Genomic DNA, 23,238 nt, shown 5'->3' with positions numbered 1-23,238 from the left:
CAGTGATGACAATTGAAGAGATTAAAGCAATTATTCCCCATCGTTATCCTTTTTTATTAATTGATAGAATAGAAGAATTAGAAGAAGGTAAAAAAGTTGTTGCTAAGAAAAATGTGACCGTAAATGAGCCTTTCTTTCAAGGCCATTTTCCGCAAGAGCCGGTTATGCCAGGGGTATTAATTATTGAAGCCTTGGCCCAAGCAGGTGCGGTGGCATTACTTTCTTTACCAGACTTTAAAGGAAAAACAGCTTATTTTGGTGGGATTGATAAGGCGAAATTCCGTCGTAAAGTCGTACCTGGAGATACATTAATGTTGGAAGTTGAAATCTTAAAAGTTAAATCTTCAGCTGGAATCGGCAAAGGTATCGCTTATGTTGATGGAAAAAAAGCTGCTGAAGCAGAATTAACCTTTATGATTGGATAGGTGAATGTATGTTTTCAAAAGTTTTAATTGCAAATCGTGGTGAAATTGCGGTACGCGTTATTCGGGCGTGTCGTGAACTAGGAATTCAAACGGTTGCTGTATACTCTGAAGCAGATAAAAATGCACTCCATGCCGAAATGGCAGATGAGGCAATCTGTATCGGTCCTGCCAAGGCCAGTGATTCTTATTTGAATGTTCAACAAATTTTAAGTGCTGCAATTGTCACAAAAGCAGAAGCGATTCATCCGGGCTTTGGCTTTTTATCTGAAAACAGTCGCTTTGCTGAAATGTGTGAAGAATGCAACATTACTTTTATTGGACCTAAAAGTGAGACGATTGATGCCATGGGAAACAAAATTAATGCACGACAACTAATGATAAAAGCAGACGTTCCGGTTATTCCAGGCAGTGAAGGTGCATTAGATACTGTTGTTGAGGCATTGGCATTGGCTGATGAAATTGGTTATCCAGTAATGTTAAAAGCAGCTGCAGGTGGTGGTGGTAAAGGTATTCGCAAAGTGATGACACAAGAGGAATTACCGCAACATTTTAAATCCGCCCAACAAGAAGCAAAAGCAGCTTTTGGTAATGATGCTATGTATTTGGAAAAAATTGTCTACCCAGCTCGTCATATCGAAGTTCAGATTTTAGGTGATGATTATGGCAATATTATTCATTTAGGTGAGCGAGATTGCTCGTTGCAACGTAATAATCAAAAGGTTTTGGAAGAGGCACCGTCTGTTGTGATTTCCAAGCAAAAACGCTCAGAATTAGGGGCAGCGGCTGTACGGGCTGCAAAAGCGGTTAACTATCGTAATGCAGGTACAATTGAATTTTTAATGGATGAGAGTGGTTCTTTTTATTTCATGGAAATGAATACCCGAATTCAAGTCGAACACCCAATTACTGAAATGATTACGGGGATTGATCTTGTAAAAAAACAATTGGAAATTGCCGCTGGTGAAAAATTAACTTTAAAACAAAGTGAGATAACGATCAGTGGCCATGCCATTGAATGTCGAATTAATGCAGAAAACCCTGCTTTTAATTTTGCGCCAGCTCCAGGTACAATTCACAACCTCTTTTTACCTAGTGGTGGACTAGGCTTACGTGTTGAAAGTGGGATGTATTCTGGATATACAATCCCGCCTTATTATGACTCCATGATTGCAAAAGTTATAGTTCATGGGCAAACACGTTTTGAAGCATTAATGAAAATGCAACGGGCACTAGGCGAATTAGTCACAGATGGCGTGACGACCAACGCCGAATTTCAAATGGATTTAATTTCTCATCCGAATGTGATTGCCGGTGATTATGATACTGCCTTTTTACAAACTGTCTTTTTACCAGAGTGGACACCTGAAGCATAGGAGGGATTTATTTGGCTTTATTCAAAAAGAAAAAATATATTCGGATCAATCCCAACCGCACGCAGGGGACAAATCAAAAACCACAGGTTCCAGATAATTTGTGGGCAAAATGTCCGAATTGTAAACATATGCTTTATACCAAAGATATTGGGGTAGAAAAAATCTGTCCATATTGTGGTTATAATTTTAGAATTAGCGCTTGGGAAAGAATCGCAATTACGATTGATGAAAAAAGTTTTGATGAGTGGGACGTTGATATTTTTACTAAAGATCCACTGAATTTTCCAGGTTATAAAGAGAAAATAAGACAGACGCAGGAGAAAACCGGCTTACATGAAGCGGTATTAACCGGCGAAGCAACAATCAACGGTCTGCCTTTAGCACTAGGAATTATGGATCCGCATTTTATTATGGGGAGTATGGGGACAATCGTCGGTGAAAAAATCACCCGTCTATTTGAAAAAGCACTTGAAAGAAGATTACCTGTAGTGATTTTTACAGCTTCGGGGGGAGCCAGAATGCAAGAAGGGATTTTTTCTCTAATGCAAATGGCAAAAATTTCAGCGGCAGTAAAACGCCATAGTAATGCTGGACTATTTTACTTAACGGTTTTAACAGATCCGACAACAGGTGGCGTGACGGCGAGTTTTGCCATGGAAGGGGATATTATCTTGGCAGAACCACAAAGTCTAATTGGCTTTGCTGGTCGTCGCGTAATCGAACAAACGATTAAACAAGAATTACCCGAGGACTTCCAAAAAGCAGAATTTTTGTTAGAACATGGTTTTGTCGATCAAATTGTTCCGCGTATCGAGTTAAAGAATAAAATTGAATATTTGTTAAAATTACACACGACAGAAGGGTGGTTAGCTAAATGACCGCGGCTCACGAGATTGTGCAGTTGGCCCGCGGCAAAGAACGGCTGACTGCTTTAGAATTTTTTGATTTAATTTTTGAGGACTATGAAGGATTCCATGGGGACCGACTCTTTGCAGATGACCAAGCAGTGGTCGGTGGCATTGCGACATTAAATAAAAAACCGGTCACGGTTATAGGGATTCAAAAAGGGCGGGATCTGCAGGAAAATTTGCAAACCAATTTTGGTTCACCCCATCCTGAAGGTTATCGTAAGGCCTTGCGGTTAATGAAACAGGCGGAAAAATTTCAGCGTCCGGTGATTACTTTCATTAATACTGCTGGTGCATATTGTGGAATCGGTGCTGAAGAAAGAGGCGAAGGTGAAGCAATTGCCAAAAACCTGATGGAAATGTCTGATTTGAAGGTTCCGATTATTGCGATTATCATTGGCGAAGGTGGTAGTGGAGGTGCCTTGGCCTTGGCTGTGGGTGATGAAGTATGGATGATGGAACATTCTATTTATGCAATTTTATCGCCGGAAGGTTTTGCTTCTATTTTGTGGAAAGATGGTAGTCGCGCTAACGAAGCGGCTGCATTGATGAAAATTACGGCCCAAGAATTATATGATTTAAATGTAATTGAAAAAGTTATTCCCGAGACAAAAGAGGGAATAAATTTGCCACAAGAAACGATAGTTCAGTACATGCAGCAGGAGCTTGATGCAAAATTAACTGTCTTAGCACAAAAGGACGTCGAAACTTTATTGACCGAGCGCTATGAACGCTTCCGTAAGTATTAAAAAGACGTATCATTTCCTGTTTTAGGAAATGATACGTCTTTTTGCGGTGATAGTAATGAAGACAGAAGCTGTATAAATAAAAAATATGATAAAATCAAGTAAATAAAATCTATAAAGGAGTACACCATGGAAGCAATTATCGCTGCAATTACAGCCTATCAACCGGCTACGACACAAGAAGTTGCGGATAAGAAGTTATTTATGGAACAAATTCGATACCAAGAAAACTTGCTCACGCGAGAAAATTTGGACTATCATTTTTCGTCTTCTGCTTGGGTAGTTAACCCAGACTATGATAAGACCTTAATGATTTATCACAATATTTATCAATCTTATGCATGGACAGGAGGGCATGCAGATGGGATGAGTGATTTATTACAAGTCGCAAAAAAAGAATTGATGGAAGAAACGGGAATCAAAAATTATCAAGTAGTTACTGAAAAGTTATTTTCTTTTGATATTTTACCAGTACCTGCACATTATAAAAATGGAAAATTTATTAAAGAGCACAATCACATCAACACCACCTATCTTTTTGTAGCACCAGAAACACAAAATTTACAAATTAAACCGGATGAAAATAGCGATGTGAAGTGGATTGCTGCCGATAAATTAGAACAAGCAGTGGCAGAAGTTGCGATGCATCCTTATTATCGCAAACTAATGAACAAAGCTAAAAAATTTAAAGAATAGACCCGCTTGAAAATAGAAGACTGAAGGAGGTAATTGAGATATCCTGAGGAGTAAATGAAATTTATCTTTAGTGTCTTGAAAAACTTTCAGTCGTTGCTGTTTGATTATAAATAGATTTAGGATGAAAATTAGGCAATTTTTGTTCTAAATCTATTTTTTTGTATAAAAAATGTATATTTTAAAGTTGAGGGAAATTTCTCTTGAAATTATTTTCGTTGGAAATGCTGAAATAATGGGATTTATTTGATAAGGATAAAAAAGTTGAATTTAGCTATGAAATAATATACGTATCTTTAGTGAAAAAATTCAGAAAAAGCGTGCATTTGAAAAAACCTTGTGCTAATATGTATATATTCTCAATAAAGAGATTAAAAGTGAATATATATTTATTAGGAGTGATTGGATGAAAAAGTTTTTGACAAGTTTAGCAATTGTGGGGATCTGTTTTTTATTAACGGCCTGTGGCGGTAAAAAAGAAGAGGATAAATTGGCTGCCATTAAAGAAAGTGGTGTACTAAAAGTTGGTACTTCTGCTGAGTTTGCGCCGTTTGAATTTCATACGATGGTTGATGGCAAAGATAAAATTGTCGGGGCGGATATGGATTTAGCACAAGCGCTTGCTGATAAATTAGGCGTGAAATTAAAAATTGAAGATATGGAATTTAATGCGGTCTTAGCTACCTTAAAAGAAGGTAAAGTTGATCTTGGTATTGCCGGTATCTCTGCTACACCTGAACGTCAAAAATCCTTTGACTTTTCGGCCAACTATTATAATCCCCCTCAAAAAGTTGTCATTAACAAAAAAAATGCCGCCAACTATAATTCTATCGCCAGTCTAAAAGGAAAGAAAATCGGAGCACAAAAAGGCTCCATTCAAGAAGATATCGTCAAAGAACAAATGCAAGACCCACAAATTGTTTCTGTAGCAAAAGTTCCCAATTTAATTTTAGAAGTAAAACAAGGTTCAATTGATGCATTAGTTGTAGAGGAAACTGTAGGTGCTGCTTATATAGCGCAAAATCCGGAATTGCAATTTGCGACAATTGATTTAAAATCTAGCGAAGATGAAGCTTATGCGATTGCAATGCAAAAAGGCAGCGATACTTTGAAAAGTGAAATTGACAAAATTATTAAAGAATTAATTGATTCAGGGAAATCGAAAAATATGTCAATGAAAATACAGCGATCGCAAATAAAACAACCAAAGAATAAAAATGGGGAATGAAAATGGATTTTTCTTTTTTAACTGAATATTATCCGTATTTCTTATATGGAACGGTTATTACGCTAATCATCTCAGTAGTAACAATTATTATTGGAACCATCATCGGAGTTCTAATGGCATTGGCCAAACTTAGTTTTGTAGCGCCATTAAGATGGCTGGCAAATATTTATATTGAAGTATTCCGCTGCACGCCAATGCTGATTCAAATTATGATTGGTTTTGTCTTGTTGCAAGGAACTTTTTCTGCACCGACAATTGATATTGGTATTTTAAAATTAGATTTTACTCGTCTAATTCCAGGGATTATTGTTATTTCCTTAAATTCGGGTGCTTATGTCGCTGAAATAGTGCGGGGAGGCATTCAATCGGTGGACAGCGGCCAAAGTGAAGCGGCAGGCTCTTTAGGGTTAAAACCGATGCAGGCAATGCGTTATGTTATCTTTCCACAAGCTTTACGAAATATTTTACCACCAATGGGAAATGAGTTTATTATTTTGATTAAAGATTCATCATTACTTTCTACAATTGGCATTTATGAGTTGATGAATACTGCCCAAATTGTTATTACTAATTCTTATATTCCACTGGAACCTTATTTTGTAGCAGCCGCCATTTATTTTGTTATCACTTTTTCAACGGGGCGAATTTTGGCCTGGTGGGAACAAAAGATGGGCGTTGGCTATAGTCGATAAGTGGAATTTAAAGGAGGAGGAGTATGTCTGTTTTAATTGATGTCAAAGGTCTGCATAAGTCTTTTAAAAATAACAAGGTTTTGAAAGGAATTGATACACAAATTCAAAAAGGAGAAGTTGTGGTCGTCATTGGGCCATCAGGTTCAGGCAAAAGTACTTTTTTACGTTGTTTGAATTTATTAGAGACGCCGACACAAGGTGAAATATTTTTTGAAAATCAAAATATAACCGATTCAAAAAATGATTTGTACCAAATGCGCGAAAAGATGGGGATGGTTTTTCAAAATTTTAATTTATTTCCTAATATGAAGGTTTTAGATAATATTACGTTAGCACCTCGGAAAGTTAAAAACATCACCAATGCGGAAGCTGAAACAATTGCCCGAGAGTTATTACGAAAAGTTGGCTTGGCTGACAAGGCTATGGCCTATCCCCAGTCGTTATCCGGTGGTCAAAAACAACGAATAGCTATTGCCAGAGCGTTAGCCATGCAACCAGATGTCATGCTTTTTGACGAGCCAACCTCAGCGCTTGATCCAGAAATGGTGGGTGAAGTTCTACAAGTTATGCAAGACTTAGCTAAAGAAGGGATGACAATGGTGATTGTTACCCATGAAATGGGCTTTGCTAAAGAGGTAGGCGATCGTGTCTTGTTTATGGACGAAGGAATTATTCGAGAAGAAGGAACACCGACAGAAATTTTTGATCATCCGCAAAATAAACGGACCGCTGATTTTTTATCAAAAGTTTTATCCTAAATAAAAAAACAAGGATATGTTTCAAGTAAGTTGCCAGAAATAACTAGCACTTGCAAGAAAACATATCCTTGTTTTTTTAAGGTTGTTCGTCAGTTTTTGTATCTAATTCAAAAGGTGAACCGACATAGATGTAGCGTGTTGTGACAACGCCATCTGGATCAGTAGAACAAATTTCTTGTTTGAAAGGAAAACAAATTCGTTGGCCTAGTTTTGTTTCATCGCTAGTTGCAATAATTTGGAAATTAGGTGCAGTAGGCAATGATTCGGCTACTTTATCTATGATCATTTCGTCAGTCATATCTTTAGTCTTAACAATTCGTTTGTAGTCCTCCAAAAAAGCAGCTTGATTTCCAAAGATTTCCATATGCTTCGCTCCTTCATCTGAAAATTAAAATTAAAATACCAATTACAAATAAAAATAAAATGAGATATAAAAAGAAAGTCCATAATCCTGCAAGAAATTTTCGCATGAATATCACCTTTTTTAGTATAACATAACTTGTGATATTCGACAGAAATGACATTTTCTAAATGAGAAGTCTATCAGTTATTTTGAATCTAATAAAATTTGCTGCAATTTTCGTATTTGGATTACGATAGGTTATCAGTGCTTTCCAAAGTGCCCAGCCCTTGGCCCGATTTATGAGCTCTTCATCTAAATTTGCGAGAAAAACCGAGCGGCTCTCTTTTTCAAAAAAGCTCCAAGCCATAGCGTAATCACAAGCAGGGTCGCCAACGGCCATGATGCCAAAATCAATGACGCCATGAAGTCGACCTTTTTGTACAATCAAATTTCCTGGTGCGATATCGCCGTGAAGCCAAACAGGTGCGTGTTCCCAAGAAGAAGTAATGGCATTTAGCCAAATTTTTTCTAATTGCTTTACGGGTAAATCGTTTTGCAAAGTGGTGAAAGTACTTATAACTTCGTCATGATAAACACTAGGATTGGCACCTCTAAAAAAATTGTGATTTCCTGCAGCTGGTGCAGTTGTAATAGGTACTTTTTGCAACTCCACTAAAAATTTAGTTAAGTCCAAGGCCAATAAAGAAAGATTGGCAACGTTTTTTCTTGTAAGTGTTTCTCCGGAGATGAACTGGTTGACTGACCAAAAAGAAGGATATAAGACACTAGGATGGCCTAAACCAAGTGGTGTTGGAATATGAAAACTCAAGTGTTTAGCTAAGACAGGTAGCCAAATACTTTCTTTTTTTATTTGCGGTTCATATTTTGCTGAACGTGGCAGGCGGATTGTCATATTTTGACCCAAATGAAAGGTTTGGTTATCATGTCCGCTATTTTTGACAAAGGTAATCTCGAGATCTTGCCATTGGGGAAATTGGTGTGAAATTAAATTTTTAACTGAAGCAAGCGTTAGCATCGGGGTTCTCCTTTAAAAAAAGCTGATTTTGACCCGTTAATTGTTAGTGAGTCAGGCAATTACGAGTGAAGAAATCGATAAAATTCATATGTAAAGCTGAGACTATAAAAAACTTTGGGTACTTTTTGTGCAATAAATAAAAAAAGTTTACAAATCTGTATGAAAACACAGTTTGTAAACTTATAATAAAAGCGGGTGACGAGAATCGAACTCGCGACGGAAGCTTGGGAAGCTTCTGTGTTAACAGCATGGCTCTCAAATCCTTGCTCTATCAGTATTTTTACTATACCAATACTGGCTAGTTTAGATAATAGTTTAGGTTCATAAAGACAAAAAAGGTGTGGGGTATATAGGAAAAGAATGAAGCTAAATTAATAAGTCCCTTTTCACAGTTATAAAAATAATCAAGTTTTATATTGTTACTAGCTGAATATTTAACATCTGATGATATAGTCCCTCTACTGAAGCACTATTGATATAACAAGTGCTTCATTATTATTCTCAAATGTTTAAAATTTGAAATATCAATCCTTACTGTAAATAGCTTCATGTGTGAAAGAAAACGATAAAATTTTGATAATCAAAAATAATCCGCTTAAATAACGTGACTTCGTTGTTGATTGTTGGTGTCCCCATTTGGCTACATCACAATAAAGATTTCTTTTGAAATTCTACTTGGTGGCGAATTACTTCGGAAATCAAAAAAATTCATTCAATTATTTTATAAACTCATTTTAATGAGCTAATACTATCTATCTGTGTATTATGTAAAAGAACAATAGCGCATAAGCAAATGATTTTACTTATTTATCTCTAATATAATACAATTAATTCAGTACCTACCGATTGGTACAGAAAAATGGAGGGTTTGTATGAATAAGTATGAAAATATTATCGTTGGCTTTGGTAAGGGAGGAAAAACACTCGCAAAAACATTAACAGCTAAAGGTCAATCCGTATTAGTAATCGAAAAATCTAAGAGAATGTATGGTGGAACTTGTATTAATATTGGCTGTATCCCATCCAAGTCATTAATTTTAAATGGTGAAAAAAAAATGAGCTTCAGCACTGCTATAGAACATAAAGAGAAATTGATTGGTATGCTGAGAAATAAGAATTATCATATGATCTCAGATGAAGCAACGGGAGAAGTGTTAGATGGAACTGCTAAGTTTGTTGCTGATCACATTCTGGAAGTGACTTTGCCCGATGGTTCAATAAAACAAGTTGAAGGTGAAAGAATCTTTATTAACACTGGAGCTGTTCCAGTCATTCCTCCAATAGTAGGATTGAGGGAAAGTACTTATTTGCTAGACTCTACTAGTGCAATGGATCAGGAGAAGTTGCCAGACAATCTTGTTATCATAGGTGCTGGATATATTGGGTTAGAATTTGCCTCTATGTTTAACAGCTATGGTAGTAAGGTGACTGTTTTGGATGCTAGTACTGATTTTATTTCTAGAGAAGACGATGATGTTTCAGAATTGATCTATAATGATTTAGTTGAGGCTGGTATTGAATTCCATTTAGGTGTTTCTATTGATAAAGTGAAAGATCATGCGGATTTTGCCGAAGTAACTTATACCGAAAACGGCGAGAAGAAAATCGTCAAAGCAAACAAAGTTCTAGCAGCTACAGGGAGGAAGCCAAATACATCGGAGCTAGGTTTAGAAAATACAAGTATTCAGGTAACTGATCGCGGTGCTATAGTAGTTGATGATTTTTTAAGAACCACTGCTGACGATGTTTGGGCTATTGGAGATGTTAAAGGTGGATTACAATTTACTTATATTTCTTTGGACGATTATCGCATTATTTTAAGTCAATTGTTTGGGGAAGAAGAACGAAAAGTTTCAGACAGAGTAGTTGTTCCTTATAGTGTATTTATTACACCGCCATTGTCTAACGTTGGGTTAACAGAAAAAGAAGCCCAAAAAAGGAATATCGACTATAAAATATTTAAGTTAATGGCTGCTGGAGTACCTAAAGCACAAGTACTTGAAGATGCGAGAGGTGTTTTTAAAATTTTAGTAGATCCTAAAACTGAACAGATATTAGGGGCAACTATTTATGCAGAGGAATCTCATGAAGTAATTAATTTGATTGCCTTAGCTATTAAGGCTAACCTCCCATATACAATGCTACGTGATACTATTTACACACACCCAACTATGAGCGAATCTTTAAATGACGTATTAAAATAGGAATAAAGAAAGAGAGGTTCTCAATTCAAAATTTGAAGTGATTTATAGCAATCTTGACAATAATATCCTCAGTTGCTAGACTTGCCATACTTTAAACAAAAGAGGAGAACACTATTTTGGGAACGAAGGAAAAGATAATTTCGGCGGCACGCAATTTAATTTATAAAAAAGGTTATAACAATACTTCTATTCGGGATATTTTAGCAGCAGCGGATGCAGGTAAGGGACAATTGTATTACTATTTTGATTCTAAAAAAAGTATTGGTATAGAAGTAATCCGTGAAAACGTTAAGTCTTGGCAAAATGAGCTGTTCGATGATATATTGGCTCCCAGTTTAAATCCTCAACATGATTTTGAAGCAATGTTGGATTGGGTTTATTCATTTCATAAAGATCAGAATCGTTATTATGGATGTCCAATGGGAAATTTAATTGTCGAATTATCACTGGAGGATGAGGACTTTCGTGATTTACTAAATGATTTTATGAATGAGTGGATTATTTCTTTAGCTAAAAATTTACTTTCTTTTAGTTCGTTGAGTTTTGAGGAATCTCAAATTGAAGCGAGATCAATTATTGCTCAGATTCAAGGAGGTATTGTATTATTAAAGGTCACACAAGATCTGTCAGTGTTAGATGAAACAATTAAATCATTAAAGAAAAGGTATTTGGTTGTGACAAATTGAGATAGGAAGTGCGGTCCTGAACCAAAATGAGGAATTAATCTGAATCTTGTGTAGAATAGAGTTATCATGTCAAAAGTCGTGTAGGAAGTATCTGGCCTACTCTAATTACAACTAAATCTTCCAGAAAGTTATTTTGAGGAGTCTACCGAGAATGATTTTGGGATTGTACTTTTTAGACGCTTGCGCCAAAGGTGTTCGTCACAGTCTCTTTTTCCGTTCAACCGAAGAATAAGGAGAGCAGATTAGTGTGCTCTCCTTACTTTTTTATTTCTGATTCCCTAACAAAACAATCTTATCTGCCTTATAATACATCGGGTGCCCAGGTCTACTTGGTTGTAAGTTCTCAAATCGACATTTGACACTCTCGCGCTTCATAATCTCATCATTGTCAATCGGATGGTCTAAGGTATTGACGGTGACTTGCGTTGCTTTTTTACGGAATTGTCCCTCTAGGATAGTCACCGAATATTTGTACCCGATAATCTCATCGGTATAGAAGTTTCTTGGTTGGTTTTCGCGATCTAGAATGACCTGTCCGTTTTCATCGGTTCGAGTTTCAGTCGCAAATTTCGGAGTGACCTCATCTAGTTCAAAGGTTGGGCCAATGGCTCCGAAATCAAAATCATTAATACTTAACATTTTTGGCATCGTATATTCTTCCTTTCTTTGCTATACTTGCTTTAGAAAATTTTTTAACAGAGCGTTCGTTCACTTATTGGGAAGTGACGGACGCTTTTTTGGTGCGTTCTTGAATAAGTGGAATCAAATCGGGACGTTGTTGCTCACTGACGTATTGAATCATGCGATCAGAAAGTTCGGGTGTCCATTCATAATTGGGACGAATCTCTAACAAACTTGGGTCAATCCCGACACCCTCATGATGCAAGAAAAAGAGTGCCTGAGTTAATGCCATGGGTCCACCGTATTCATACCAGTTCAAGGAACGGTCAAAGCTACTCACTTGATATTGCCGGGTGATAGTGGGAACTAGACTTGGTTTTAGGTAGTCCTGCCACCAACGACAGACCTGCTTTAAGGAGCCGTCGGTGTAAAAGGTAAGTTCCGTTTGTAGAAATCCTCGAATTAAGTTTGCGATATATTGATCTTGCGGTAAAAAAGCAATGGTTCGAAAGAGACTATCTGCCACTTCATTTCGTGTTTCGACTTCCAACCGAATTTGGGGAGCCCGAGCCAGAATTTCCTCTTGTTTCACTCCATCAAAATCTTTGGCCATTTCTTTGGCTTTGTCGTAGGCACGAAACATACAAGCCGATCCTCGAACGCCGATACTAACCGTTTTTGCCCGTTGTTTGGCATCAAACTCGCTGTCATGGAGTTGATAGCTTCGTCCTTTTGAAAGGAATCGCTTCCGTTTCAACTTATTGTGGAGTTGTTCTACCGTGAAGTAGGGCACTTCATTGTAATCATCTAAGGCTAAATCTAGCCGCTTGATTTCAAAGGTGAAGGCGGTTTGACTAGCATACTCGTAAAAACGGGTGGCGAGTTCTTGAAAGACATTCGCCTTGGGCTTATACGAAAGCAAAATCCATTCATAGGTGGTACAGGCTTGCCCGCTTAAGACAAGGGTTCCGCGTTCTTTGGCCTTTTCTGGCTGATGATAGGTGTAGTATTTGAGAAAACCACAGGTGTACACAGTATCGTATTCTTCATGTTTTAAACTGCCTGCTTGAATCGAGACGGATTCTAAACTGATTTTTAATAAGTCTTGAAAGACCGTCTGATAACTGACTTGATGCAAGACGGCTTGAAACCAGTCTACTTTTCCTAGCACATTCTGGGTACTTTTGGTCATTTGGTCACCTCCTTTAAAATTTGCGCTTGTTCGCAAATTATTTTTGTTGTGAAAAAGCTTGGTAGTATCGGCTTTTTTTGCATTTTTCCGGTAGTTATTAGCCATTATTTTTCTCTTTATAAGGTGCTATTAGAAAGGCACCTTATCCTAAGCCGGTATCTGGTGTTCGCAAAAGACCTGTGCGTTCCACGCGTCCGTAAGCCTCGCCTGCCGATTGGCTTTCAGCCATCGCAGACGAGGCAACGGCTGCGGCAACCACCCCAACCCGACACCGGTTCCTTTCCTTGGCCCCACACCTTTGTTTAGTTTTGATAGGTTAATAACCATCTTCTCACCGCCTGAATGCTGTATAAAACCATACCTGAGTCCAATCGAATTTCTGGACAGCCCTGAAGAACCCATTCTTTCAATGTATTAACACTCACATCAAAATGCGCCGCACAATATTTTTGTTTGACGATATCCTGCTGGGTCTGTGTTTCTTCCAAGCGGGTTTCTAACAGGGCAAAGAATTGATTGGTCTGATCTTTTTGCCAATCCAGGAGCGCTTGTTCCAATACCGACATTCTTTTCACCTCCTTACATTTTCTTTTTAAAACTAAAAGAACTATAAATAAATAAAATAGTATCTTTTCGTACACTCTACCGCGATCTAAAATAGATGTCAAGTATATTTTAAAAGTTTACTTGAAATACTATTTAGTTTATTTTTTACTTGAATTTTTTAGAGAAAGCGCTTATGATAGACCCGAGGTGAGGAAAATGATAGAAAACTTTGGCGGCAATGTCGCTCGTTTACGAAAAGAAATGGGACTTTCCCAAACGGAATTAGCAGAAAAGATTGGTGTACAAAAACAAACCATCTCCAATATCGAACGGGGAATTCGCTACCCGACCTTTGAGAGCTTAGAAAAATTTGCGACGGTCTTTCATGCGACACCGATTCAACTCTTTGGTTCACCAAAAGAGATTGCGGTCTCTGAAACAACGGTTATTCTTGATCGCATCGACGAGTACGATCAAAAAGTTCAAAACTTGTTTACTTTGGCGAAAATTTTGAATAGCCATACAGTGAAAGAAATAGACGAGGTAGCAGAGAAACTCGCCTTTATCCAACGTTTCTTTACCCCACAAATGCGTTTGGATGAAGACGGCAATCCAATTTTGGATCGTCATGGGAAACCAGAGATGAAACCAGTCTTCTTTGACAACCTCCCGTTTGAAGAAATCGAGAAAACTGCAAAAGACTTAGCCTTCATTCAAGAAGCACAACAGAACAAGTAACGAAAGTTCATTCCTTTCCTATGTGCCCCACACATGAGAAGGAGAAAAAAATGCCAACATACACACAATATCAAAAAAGCAATGGAGCAAATTTATGGCGAGTGACGGGATATCTTGGAGTAAATCCCGAGACAAAGAAGCAAGTTAACATTAATAAAGGAGGCTTTCTCACTCAGAAAGCTGCTAAAGCTTATTATCGTCAAGTTTCGTATGACATTTTAAAAAATGGGTTTCAAAATCACAAAGATGCAACATTTAAGGAAATCTATGAACTATGGTTAGAGACGTACGAGCTTACCGTGAAAGAGTCAAGTTTTGTAAAACTTAAGCAAAAATTTGACACTCATATTTTGCCAACTTTTGGAGAGAAAGAAATCAAAAAAATACGAGTATCCGATATTCAAAAATTTGCCAATACCATGAGAGAAAAGAATACTCAATTTAAAGAGTATGTTTCAAACGTCTCTCGGATTTTTGATTTTGCTATTAAGCAAGGTTATGTATCCGAAAATCCAGCAAAAAAAATTGTCATGCCAAGAAAGAAAAAGAACCTTCAAGAAAAGGAAATAAACTTTTATACTAAAGACGAGCTTAAAAAGTTATTGGAATATGCAAAAAATAACGAACCTTTTCAAATCTATACATTCTTTTTCTTGCTTGCGAATACAGGTTGTAGACAAGGTGAGATTTTGGGTTTGCAATGGGATTGCATCAATTTTGATGAAAAAGTACTTACCATAAAACAGACTTTGACTCGTGGGAAAAACAGAAGGCAATATCTTGAGGAACCAAAAACTAAGAAGTCTAGAAGAAAAATCCCGTTAACCGATGAGACAATTTCTATCTTGAAAAAGTGGCGTCTGATTCAGAAAGAGGAGTGTCTAAAATTAGGTGTCAATATCTTTGATGGGAAACAGTTTGTCTTTTGTGATGAAAAAGGCGAACCCATCCAACTATCACATCCAAGACTTTGGTTACACAGAATCTCAAAGCATGCTGGAATTCCTAAACTAAGTCCTCACGCACTCCGACACACTTTTGCAACAATTCTAATTGGACAAGGTATTAATTTTAAAACCGTTTCAGAGCTGCTAGGGCACTCCAGTGTTTCAATGACGTTAGATACCTACGCAGGAGTTTATCAAGAAGAGAAAATAGACTCGATTAATCTCTTAGCGAACGCTCTAAGCTAAATAGTTTAGAGTCTAGAAATAAAAAAAGGATTCAATCGTCTCAATCCCTGCTATACAAGCATTCGCTGAGATGACTGAATCCAAAAAGTAGTTTAGATAATAGTTTAGACGGGCTTGATAATTGCTGATACCCAATGATATCAACAAATCAAGACAAAAAGAAAAAACCTTGATACATCAAGGTTTTTAGACTAAGCGGGTGACGAGAATCGAACTCGCGACGGAAGCTTGGGAAGCTTCTGTTTTACCACTAAACTACACCCGCAAGACAAGAAATAGTATATAGCTTTTTTTATTTTCCGGCAAGTGATTTGTTAGCAATTAAAAAAATTATTTTTAAACTCTCAAAATTATCGACTATTTTTTTAAATTAGGCGTCTATTTTTAATAAAGTTTGAAATAATGAGGATGAAAATTACGAAAGCTAGAATTATGACACACTTTATAGTATAATTTCGGTTTGAGGAGTACACGGTACTCCTTCATTTTTTGAGTAAAGGAGCACCTATGTTTCAGGAATATAAACCAACGTGGATGGTTTCGGCCATCTATCAGATTACACCGGAACAATTAAAAAAACACGGCATTAAAGCTGTTTTAACAGATTTAGATAATACTTTAATCGCTTGGAATAATCCCAATGGGACCGAAGAGTTACGCCAATGGCTAAAACAAATGGATGCTGCTAAAATTCCTGTTGTTGTCGTTTCTAACAATAATCATGAACGCATTGCCCATGCATTAGCACCTTTTGGTTTAGACTTTGTTTCCAGAGCTTTAAAACCTTTTGCAAGAGGGATTAAGGCGGGCTACCAAAAGCTGGGAATGAAAAAAGAAGATGTCGTAATGGTGGGCGATCAAATTATGACAGATATTCGTGGAGCTAATAGAGCAGGCGTTAAAAGTATTTTGGTGAAGCCAGTTGTGGCAACAGACGGCTGGAATACGCGGATCAATCGCTTTTTTGAACGGAAAATCATGAAGCATTTACAAAAAAATAATCCGGATATGAAATGGCAAGGTGAATTAAATGACTGAAACTGAAACAATTTATTGTATTGGCTGTGGTGCCGAAATTCAAACACAACATCCAGGTGAGTTAGGTTATACGCCACAATCAGCGCTAGATAAAGGGCTTGAAACGGGTGAAGTGTATTGTCAACGTTGTTTTCGCTTGCGACACTACAATGAAATTCAACCAGTCGCTTTAACAGATGATGATTTTCTACGCTTATTAAATGAATTGGGGCAAAAAGATGCTTTAATTGTAAATGTCGTTGATATTTTTGATTTTAATGGCTCACTTATTCCCGGATTACATCGTTTTGTCGGTGATAATCCCGTGTTGATGGTGGGAAATAAAGTCGACATTTTACCAAAGTCGTTAAAACGCGGGAAAATGACACAATGGATGCGGGAAAGAGCTCACGAAACGGGTCTGCGTCCCGTGGATGTTTTATTGACGAGTGCCAAGAAACCACAAGAGATGACAGAACTGTTAGATACAATCGAAAAATATCGTGATGGACGGGATGTTTATGTTGTCGGTGTGACGAATGTTGGAAAATCAACGCTAATCAATCAAATCATTAAGCAGACTGCTGGTGTCAAAGACTTGATTACAACTTCACGCTTTCCAGGCACAACGTTAGATAAAATTGAAATTCCATTAGAAGATGGACACTTTTTGATTGATACACCAGGGATTATTCATCGTGAACAAATGGCGCATTACTTAGGTGCGCAAGATTTAAAAATTGTTGCACCACAAAAAGAAGTTAAGCCTAAAGTTTACCAGTTAAATCCTGAGCAAACGCTCTTTTTGGGTGGTTTGGCACGTTTTGATTTTATTAAAGGTGAGCGTAGCTCATTTGTAACATATGTTTCAAATGATGTGGAAATTCACCGGACAAAATTAACAAATGCTGACGCTTTTTATGAAAAACACGTGGGGGGGCTATTACAACCGCCACGCCCAGAAGAAGTAGTAGATTTTCCACCTTTACAACGTTTTGAATTTTCAATTAAAGAAAAAACAGATATTGTCTTTGCTGGGCTGGGCTGGATTACAATTACTAATCCATGTGTTATTGCCGGTTGGGCGCCTAAGGGTGTTGCGGTCTTAACCAGAAAAGCATTGATTTAGAAAGAAGGCAACTATGGAATTACGAGGAAAACAAAAACGCTTTTTAAGAAGCAAAGCGCATCACCTACAGCCGATTTTTCAAATAGGAAAAGGCGGCATTAGTGGTCCAATGATTACCCAAATTGGAGAAGCGTTGGAAAAACGGGAACTAATTAAAGTTTCGTTGCTACAAAATACAGATGAGATTGCAACTGATGTCGCACATATTTTAACAGCGGAAGTACACTGTCAAGTTGTTCAGATTATCGGCCGTGTTTTAGTCTTATACCGACCAAGCAGCAAAGAAAAATATCAAAGGATTTCAAAAGAAGTAAAAGCAATTTAGGAGGTTTGGCAGATGCAAAAAGTGGCAGTTGGTGTCGTACCGCAAGTAAAAATGGCACCGCTAAACAACAAGCGTCGTAAACAAGTTGGTATTTTAGGTGGGAACTTTAATCCGGTACATGTGATGCATTTAATTATTGCAGACCAAGTAGGACAACTTTTAGGCTTAGATGAAGTACGTCTAATGCCAGAGTATCTGCCCCCTCATATTGATGCAAAAAAGACAATTTCAGCCCACCATCGCATAGAAATGTTAAAGCTTGCTGTTCAAGATAATCCACGCTTAAAAGTAGAGGATGTTGAAATTAGACGGCAAGGTGTTAGTTATACGATTGATACCATGAAGATTTTAAAAGAACAAAATCCAGATACTGATTTTTATTTTATTATTGGTGGCGATATGGTGGCTTATCTACCGAAATGGCGTCAAATTGATGAGTTGGCTGATTTAGTTCAATTTGTAGGCGTTAAGCGTCCTGAGTACAGTCAAGAAAGTCCGTATCCAATTATTTGGGTGGACATTCCGCAAATGGATTTGAGTTCGTCTCTGATTCGTAAAAAGATTGCTCAGGGGTGCTCGGCGCGCTACTTTCTACCAGATCCTGTGTTAAACTATATTTTAGAAAAGGGGCTGTATCTTGATGAAATATAGTGATAATTATACGGCGATGGATCGAAAATTACTGATGCAAAAAGTTCAGATGCAAATGAGTGAAAAACGCTTTAAACACGTTTTGGGTGTGGAAGAAACTGCGATTGCCTTGGCAAGTAAATATGGTGCTTCACCAGAAAAAGCAAGTATTGCTGCTTTAACGCATGACTACGCTAAAGAAAGAAGCGACGATGAATTTCAATTGGTTATTCGTCGTGATGGTTTTGATTTGGACTTGTTAAACTGGGGTAACGCCATTTGGCACGGCATTGTGGGGGCTGACTTTGTCCAGCGAGAGTTAGAAATTGATGACGAAGAAATTTTAACAGCGATTGCGTTGCATACTACCGGTGCAGCTGAAATGTCACTTTTGGCAAAAATCATTTATGTAGCGGACTTTATTGAACCTGGACGAGACTTTCCAGGGGTTAAAAAAGCACGGGAAATAGCATTGATTAATTTAGATGAGGCTGTTGCTTATGAAACAAAGCATACACTGACCTATCTAATTGAACAAAACAAGCCCATTTATCCAAAAACAATTGAGACATATAATAAGTGGGTCGCAAATCACGCTTAACTAAAATAACGTAACACCAAATATAGGAGGGAACTACCATAGAAAGTGAAAAGATTTTACAAATAGCAGTAGAAGCTGCTGATTCAAAACATGCGCAAGATATTATTGCATTAGATGTGCGAGAAATTTCCCTATTGGCAGATTATTTTTTAATTTGTTCTGCAAATAGTGAACGTCAGATTAATGCGATCATTGATGAAATCGTCGAAAAAGAAGAAACACAAGGAGTTGCCATCAAAAGAATTGAAGGTAAAGACGGAGCTAAATGGGTTTTAATTGATCTAGGGGATGTTATTGTCCACGTATTTAGCACAAGCGAGCGGGAATTTTACAATTTAGAAAAATTGTGGTCTGACGCACCTTTAGTTGACCTAAATGCATGGCTTGTATCTTAAAATGACATATGAAACATTTGCTTTTGTTTATGATGAAGTGATGGATAAAAGTCTATATGAAAAATGGTATGAATTTTCAAAGCGCCATTTAAAGCAAAAAAAACAATTACTAGAATTGGCATGTGGTACCGGGGCACTAGCCTGTCGCTTTGCCAAAGACGGTTATGATGTGACGGCTTTAGATTTATCGGAAGAAATGTTAATGATTGCAAGCCAACGAGCTTTTGAAGCGGATGTTTCGGTACAATTTATTGAAGGTGATATGCTGGATTTAAATGATATCGGCGAATACGAAGCTGTTACCTGCTTTTCGGATTCACTATGCTATATGCCAGATGAACAAGCCGTTCAACAAGTTTTTGATGGTGTCTATCAGCTGTTAAAAAAAGAGGGAATCTTCATTTTTGATGTTCACTCTCTTTACCAAATCAATGAAGTTTTTCCTGATTATAACTACCATTATCAAACCGATGAGTTTGCTTTTTTGTGGGAAAGTTATCAAGGAAAGCTACCTGATAGTATTGAACATTTTCTAACTTTTTTTGTCGCGCAAAACACAGAGTGCGATTTATTTGAACGCAGAGATGAGTTGCATAAAGAACGTACTTACTCATTGGAACTTTATCAAAGAATGTTGGAAAATGCTGGGTTTAATCAGATAGAGTGCTTTGGTGATTTCACCGATAGTCAGCCAAATGAAAAAACGCGCCGTTGGTTTTTTGTTTGTCAAAAATAAGTGAATACAAAATTATCCGGACGCAAGATATGAAACGTTTTAACATATCAGTCCGGTTATATTTGTTTATGTCATAATTACCTGTTTTAAAAAGAAAGGAAAGAAAAATGAAAGCTTGCGGTGTTATTGTTGAATACAATCCCTTTCATAATGGCCATCTTTATCATATCAAAACAGCCCGCAAGAAAAGTCAGGCGGACGTTGTCATTGCTGTAATGAGCGGAAATTTTTTGCAGCGAGGAGAGCCAGCGGTGGTGGATAAATGGCAAAGAGCAGATGCTGCACTGGCTCATGGTGTGGATTTAGTAATTGAATTACCCATTCAATACGCTTGCCAAGCAGCGGATATATTTGCAAAAGGCGGTATCAAAACGCTGGCAGCATTACAATGTGATAGTTTGTGCTTTGGAACTGATTATGATGCAACTTTTGATTATAATGCCTTTGGACAACAGTTGAATCGGCAGTCTGCTGAAATAAAGGCACTGTTTCAACGAAAGGCGGATCAAAAAAAGACGTATCCACAAATTATGCAAGAAATTTATCAGGAACTGTTTAACCTACCGCAAGTTAATCAAATGTTGCCTAATCATATTTTGGGTTTGAGTTATGCCAAAGAAAATGCGCAGCTGAAAAATCCGATGAATTTAATTGCTATTAAAAGACAAAAAGCAGGTTATCACGATATTCAAATTACAGATGGGAAAATCGCCAGCGCTACAGCAATTCGCAAGCTACTTCAAGAAGATGGCGATATTTCTAATTTTGTACCAATCAAGACAAAACAAAGTGTAGAAAAATATTCTGTTGATTGGCATAACTTTTGGCCTTATTTACGTTATCGCTTAATGAGTAGTAGCCTAGAAGATTTATTAATCCTCTATCAAATGGAATCAGGGCTTGCCTTGAAAATGCAGCAAACTGCACTGAATACCACAGATTTTACGGATTTTTTGTCTCAAGTAAAATCAAAGCACTATACATTAACCCGGATTCAACGACAGCTATGTTATATTTTGTTGAATATTACACGTGCTGAAATGCAGCTTGCTTGGTCAGATAATTATTTGCGTATACTCGGGTTTAACCGTAAAGGACAAAAATATTTGAATCAACTTAAAAAAGTAACCCCTTGGCCACTACTTGCAAAAATCGGCAAAAGTGGTGCCAATCAAGTCCCCTTAACTTTAAGAGCCGATGAAATTTATCGGTTGGCAAGTAAAGACATTAGCGAACAAAATTTTGGTCGAAGGCCTTTGAAATTGAATTGAGACTAAAAAATACTTCACAGGAAGCCTTCACACAAGTATAATGGAAAAGGACGTTTTTTCGTCAGTTGAATAATATAGAAACGGAAGTGAAAGTATGGGTCGTAAGTGGGCAAATATCGTCGCGAAAAAGACCGCAAAAGACGGTGCAAATAGTCGTGTTTATGCAAAATTTGGGATTGAAATCTACGCAGCAGCAAAATCAGGTGATCCTGATCCCCACGCCAACCAAAAATTACGTTTTGTTATCGAACGGGCGAAAACGTATAATGTGCCAAAACACATCATTGATCGTGCGATTGAAAAAGCAAAAGGATCTGGCGATGAAAATTATCAAGAGTTGCGTTATGAAGGCTTTGGGCCAAATGGATCAATGGTAATCGTAGATGCTTTAACCAATAACGTTAATCGTACCGCTGCTGATGTTCGCGCTGCTTTTGGTAAAAATGGCGGGAATATGGGAGTATCTGGAGCTGTTAGTTACATGTTTGATAATACTGCGATTTTTGGTTTTGCCGGCGAAGATGCCGATGAAATTTTAGAATACCTAATGGAAAAAGACATTGATGTTCGCGATGTTACAAAAGAAGACGATCAAATCATCGTTTATGGGGAACCAGAGGACTTTAACAGTATTCAAGCAGCATTAAAGGAAAAAGGAATTGCTGAGTTTTCAGTAGCAGAAATTCAAATGATGCCTCAAAATGAAATCCAATTAACAGGCGAAGACTTAGAAAAATTTGAAAAAATGATCGATGCCTTAGACGATTTGGAAGATGTACAACAAATCTTCCACAATGTAGAATTGGACGATTAAGATAGTTAACATAGAATATAAAAGTTACGAATAGTTAAAAAGAGGACTACTAATTGATATGCTCCAATAACTAGAATTTAATTTTTCTTTGACCTAGTTAGGGGAGCTTATCAAAAAGTAGCTCTCTTTTTTGTTTATTTAAAATTGCGTAACTGTTTTCCTTAATTGAAACTAAAAAAATTAAAAGGCTGTTAGCCAACCGATGCTAACAGCCTACAAAGGAGAAAATTTCAATATCATACCATGGAAAAAGAATAGCACGACAATTCGATGGATTCAACACTTCTAAGTTAAAAGAACAGCATTAGAACAATAAAAAAGTACATGCTTAGTGGTGTTATCCACAATAAGTACAAAAAGGCTAATTCATTTATAGAATTGAGTTGAAAGTGGAGATTCTTGTCATATTTTTCTATCAAAGTGGTATGCTTTTACAAGGGGGAAAGATGATGGGAATAAAAAGTGTTCCGATTTTAGTTTTTGTTTATCTTGCATTTGCGATAGCGGGTAGATTTTTTAATAGTAGTGAAAAGAAAAAGGCTTTACTTGCAACGATTATCGTTAGAATAGCGCTATTTGTATTAGCTTTGTTTGCTACCTTTATAAAAGATATTCCAGAATTAGCCAGTGTATTTTTGAATGCCGACCTTAATTATGTCTCACCGCCAGATCTTGCTGTTTTGATTGGGATACCACTTTTACTGGTGGATATTGTCGATAGCGGGTTTAGTTGGAGTGATTTAAAAAAAGAAAAATAAAACGGCTTGTCAGATCAAATATTTGAAGCTAAAAATAAGTAAAAGACCGCTCCTGTTTGATTAAGTTAAAATAATTTGGACGCTATCTTAAGCTGATTTTTTTCAAGAAAAAATCGCAAAAAGGAGGCAAACTCTAAATTAGCATATTTAAGCTTAATTTTTGACAACTTTTCCAAGCTT

At 37.1% G+C, this 23,238-nt stretch carries 26 protein-coding genes, 1 tRNA gene and 1 pseudogene; 22 read left to right on the top strand and 6 right to left on the bottom strand.

Annotation, left to right across the window (positions count from 1 at the left end; all coding sequences use genetic code 11):
• The first annotated feature begins 5 nt into the window (after positions 1-5).
• The 8 genes and pseudogenes from fabZ to P3T75_RS07625 all read left to right on the top strand — a co-directional run bounded on the left by fabZ (position 6) and on the right by P3T75_RS07625 (position 6,823).
• Positions 6-425, top strand: coding sequence for a 3-hydroxyacyl-ACP dehydratase FabZ (gene fabZ, locus P3T75_RS07660; RefSeq protein WP_282462583.1), 420 nt, complete (start codon positions 6-8; stop codon positions 423-425).
• An 8-nt stretch (positions 426-433) separates the two neighbouring features.
• Positions 434-1,798: an acetyl-CoA carboxylase biotin carboxylase subunit gene (locus P3T75_RS07655; protein WP_282461260.1), complete on the top strand. Its 1,365-nt coding sequence runs from the start codon at positions 434-436 to the stop codon at positions 1,796-1,798.
• Positions 1,799-1,809: 11 nt separating this feature from the next.
• Positions 1,810-2,676 (top strand): acetyl-CoA carboxylase, carboxyltransferase subunit beta, encoded by an 867-nt coding sequence (gene accD / locus P3T75_RS07650; RefSeq protein ID WP_282461259.1) that lies wholly within the window; start codon positions 1,810-1,812, stop codon positions 2,674-2,676.
• Positions 2,673-3,455: an acetyl-CoA carboxylase carboxyl transferase subunit alpha gene (locus tag P3T75_RS07645; protein WP_282461258.1), complete on the top strand. Its 783-nt coding sequence runs from the start codon at positions 2,673-2,675 to the stop codon at positions 3,453-3,455. Before accD ends, P3T75_RS07645 begins: the two co-directional genes overlap by 4 nt.
• Positions 3,456-3,581: 126 nt before the next feature.
• Positions 3,582-4,148, top strand: coding sequence for an NUDIX hydrolase (locus P3T75_RS07640; protein WP_282461257.1), 567 nt, complete (start codon positions 3,582-3,584; stop codon positions 4,146-4,148).
• A gap of 403 nt (positions 4,149-4,551) precedes the next feature.
• Positions 4,552-5,360: pseudogene (locus tag P3T75_RS07635) on the top strand (transporter substrate-binding domain-containing protein).
• 15 nt (positions 5,361-5,375) lie between these two features.
• The gene (locus tag P3T75_RS07630) at positions 5,376-6,065 is read left to right on the top strand and encodes an amino acid ABC transporter permease (RefSeq protein WP_206903990.1); all 690 of its coding nucleotides are present in this window, start codon (positions 5,376-5,378) and stop codon (positions 6,063-6,065) included.
• Between the two features lie 23 nt (positions 6,066-6,088).
• Positions 6,089-6,823, top strand: a complete 735-nt coding sequence (locus P3T75_RS07625) for an amino acid ABC transporter ATP-binding protein (protein WP_282461256.1) — start codon at positions 6,089-6,091, stop codon at positions 6,821-6,823.
• 76 nt (positions 6,824-6,899) lie between these two features.
• Here the strand turns inward: P3T75_RS07625 and P3T75_RS07620 are convergent, their stop codons facing one another.
• Both P3T75_RS07620 and P3T75_RS07615 read right to left on the bottom strand, forming a co-directional pair.
• Positions 6,900-7,187, bottom strand: a complete 288-nt coding sequence (locus tag P3T75_RS07620; protein WP_282461255.1) for a hypothetical protein — start codon at positions 7,185-7,187, stop codon at positions 6,900-6,902.
• 163 nt (positions 7,188-7,350) lie between these two features.
• Complete coding sequence (locus P3T75_RS07615) at positions 7,351-8,202, bottom strand: aminoglycoside phosphotransferase family protein (protein ID WP_282461254.1); 852 nt, start codon at positions 8,200-8,202, stop codon at positions 7,351-7,353.
• Between the two features lie 872 nt (positions 8,203-9,074).
• On the opposite strand from P3T75_RS07615, the gene P3T75_RS07610 reads away from it, so the two are divergent.
• The gene (locus tag P3T75_RS07610) at positions 9,075-10,406 is read left to right on the top strand and encodes an FAD-dependent oxidoreductase (protein ID WP_010753421.1); all 1,332 of its coding nucleotides are present in this window, start codon (positions 9,075-9,077) and stop codon (positions 10,404-10,406) included.
• A gap of 116 nt (positions 10,407-10,522) precedes the next feature.
• On the top strand, positions 10,523-11,092 hold the full coding sequence (locus P3T75_RS07605) for a TetR/AcrR family transcriptional regulator (RefSeq protein WP_010753422.1): 570 nt from the start codon (positions 10,523-10,525) through the stop codon (positions 11,090-11,092).
• Positions 11,093-11,356: 264 nt separating this feature from the next.
• Here the strand turns inward: P3T75_RS07605 and P3T75_RS07600 are convergent, their stop codons facing one another.
• The 3 genes from P3T75_RS07600 to P3T75_RS07590 form a co-directional block, all read right to left on the bottom strand.
• Positions 11,357-11,740, bottom strand: coding sequence for a hypothetical protein (locus P3T75_RS07600; RefSeq protein WP_010753423.1), 384 nt, complete (start codon positions 11,738-11,740; stop codon positions 11,357-11,359).
• A 64-nt stretch (positions 11,741-11,804) separates the two neighbouring features.
• On the bottom strand, positions 11,805-12,905 hold the full coding sequence (locus P3T75_RS07595; protein ID WP_282461253.1) for a replication initiation factor domain-containing protein: 1,101 nt from the start codon (positions 12,903-12,905) through the stop codon (positions 11,805-11,807).
• A gap of 302 nt (positions 12,906-13,207) precedes the next feature.
• The gene (locus P3T75_RS07590) at positions 13,208-13,471 is read right to left on the bottom strand and encodes a hypothetical protein (protein WP_010753425.1); all 264 of its coding nucleotides are present in this window, start codon (positions 13,469-13,471) and stop codon (positions 13,208-13,210) included.
• Between the two features lie 196 nt (positions 13,472-13,667).
• Here P3T75_RS07590 and P3T75_RS07585 point away from each other — a divergent pair, with 196 nt between their 5' ends.
• Together P3T75_RS07585 and P3T75_RS07580 are read left to right on the top strand one after the other, a co-directional pair.
• Positions 13,668-14,189 carry a helix-turn-helix domain-containing protein gene (locus P3T75_RS07585; RefSeq protein WP_010753426.1) on the top strand — a complete coding sequence of 174 codons (522 nt, stop codon included), beginning with the start codon at positions 13,668-13,670 and terminating at the stop codon, positions 14,187-14,189.
• Between the two features lie 50 nt (positions 14,190-14,239).
• Complete coding sequence (locus tag P3T75_RS07580) at positions 14,240-15,382, top strand: tyrosine-type recombinase/integrase (protein WP_010753427.1); 1,143 nt, start codon at positions 14,240-14,242, stop codon at positions 15,380-15,382.
• Positions 15,383-15,576: 194 nt separating this feature from the next.
• Here the strand turns inward: P3T75_RS07580 and P3T75_RS07575 are convergent.
• Positions 15,577-15,647: transfer RNA gene (locus P3T75_RS07575), tRNA-Gly, on the bottom strand.
• A 242-nt stretch (positions 15,648-15,889) separates the two neighbouring features.
• Between P3T75_RS07575 and P3T75_RS07570 the strand changes: the two genes are divergently transcribed.
• The 10 genes from P3T75_RS07570 to P3T75_RS07525 all read left to right on the top strand — a co-directional run bounded on the left by P3T75_RS07570 (position 15,890) and on the right by P3T75_RS07525 (position 23,058).
• On the top strand, positions 15,890-16,420 hold the full coding sequence (locus tag P3T75_RS07570) for a YqeG family HAD IIIA-type phosphatase (protein ID WP_206904002.1): 531 nt from the start codon (positions 15,890-15,892) through the stop codon (positions 16,418-16,420).
• Positions 16,413-17,528 carry a ribosome biogenesis GTPase YqeH gene (gene yqeH, locus P3T75_RS07565; RefSeq protein WP_282461252.1) on the top strand — a complete coding sequence of 372 codons (1,116 nt, stop codon included), beginning with the start codon at positions 16,413-16,415 and terminating at the stop codon, positions 17,526-17,528. The genes P3T75_RS07570 and yqeH overlap by 8 nt, the downstream gene beginning before the upstream one ends.
• Positions 17,529-17,541: 13 nt before the next feature.
• The gene (gene yhbY / locus P3T75_RS07560; RefSeq protein WP_282461251.1) at positions 17,542-17,853 is read left to right on the top strand and encodes a ribosome assembly RNA-binding protein YhbY; all 312 of its coding nucleotides are present in this window, start codon (positions 17,542-17,544) and stop codon (positions 17,851-17,853) included.
• 51 nt (positions 17,854-17,904) lie between these two features.
• Entirely contained in the window at positions 17,905-18,504 is a 600-nt protein-coding gene (locus tag P3T75_RS07555) for a nicotinate-nucleotide adenylyltransferase (protein WP_230708983.1), read from the top strand.
• Positions 18,494-19,084, top strand: coding sequence for a bis(5'-nucleosyl)-tetraphosphatase (symmetrical) YqeK (gene yqeK / locus P3T75_RS07550; protein WP_206904017.1), 591 nt, complete (start codon positions 18,494-18,496; stop codon positions 19,082-19,084). Before P3T75_RS07555 ends, yqeK begins: the two co-directional genes overlap by 11 nt.
• 53 nt (positions 19,085-19,137) lie before the next feature.
• Positions 19,138-19,479, top strand: coding sequence for a ribosome silencing factor (rsfS, locus tag P3T75_RS07545; RefSeq protein WP_282462582.1), 342 nt, complete (start codon positions 19,138-19,140; stop codon positions 19,477-19,479).
• 1 nt (position 19,480) lies between these two features.
• Entirely contained in the window at positions 19,481-20,215 is a 735-nt protein-coding gene (locus tag P3T75_RS07540; RefSeq protein WP_206904020.1) for a class I SAM-dependent DNA methyltransferase, read from the top strand.
• 107 nt (positions 20,216-20,322) lie between these two features.
• Positions 20,323-21,486, top strand: a complete 1,164-nt coding sequence (locus P3T75_RS07535; protein WP_282461250.1) for a nucleotidyltransferase — start codon at positions 20,323-20,325, stop codon at positions 21,484-21,486.
• Between the two features lie 94 nt (positions 21,487-21,580).
• Positions 21,581-22,300 (top strand): YebC/PmpR family DNA-binding transcriptional regulator, encoded by a 720-nt coding sequence (locus tag P3T75_RS07530; protein ID WP_206904022.1) that lies wholly within the window; start codon positions 21,581-21,583, stop codon positions 22,298-22,300.
• 446 nt (positions 22,301-22,746) lie between these two features.
• Positions 22,747-23,058, top strand: a complete 312-nt coding sequence (locus P3T75_RS07525; protein WP_282461249.1) for a hypothetical protein — start codon at positions 22,747-22,749, stop codon at positions 23,056-23,058.
• The last annotated feature ends 180 nt before the right edge of the window (positions 23,059-23,238 follow it).

Origin of the sequence: Enterococcus montenegrensis (assembly GCF_029983095.1) — a bacterium.
In the GTDB taxonomy this organism is placed as follows: Bacteria; Bacillota; Bacilli; order Lactobacillales; family Enterococcaceae; genus Enterococcus_C; species Enterococcus_C montenegrensis.
This window is presented reverse-complemented; position numbering and strand designations above follow the sequence as displayed.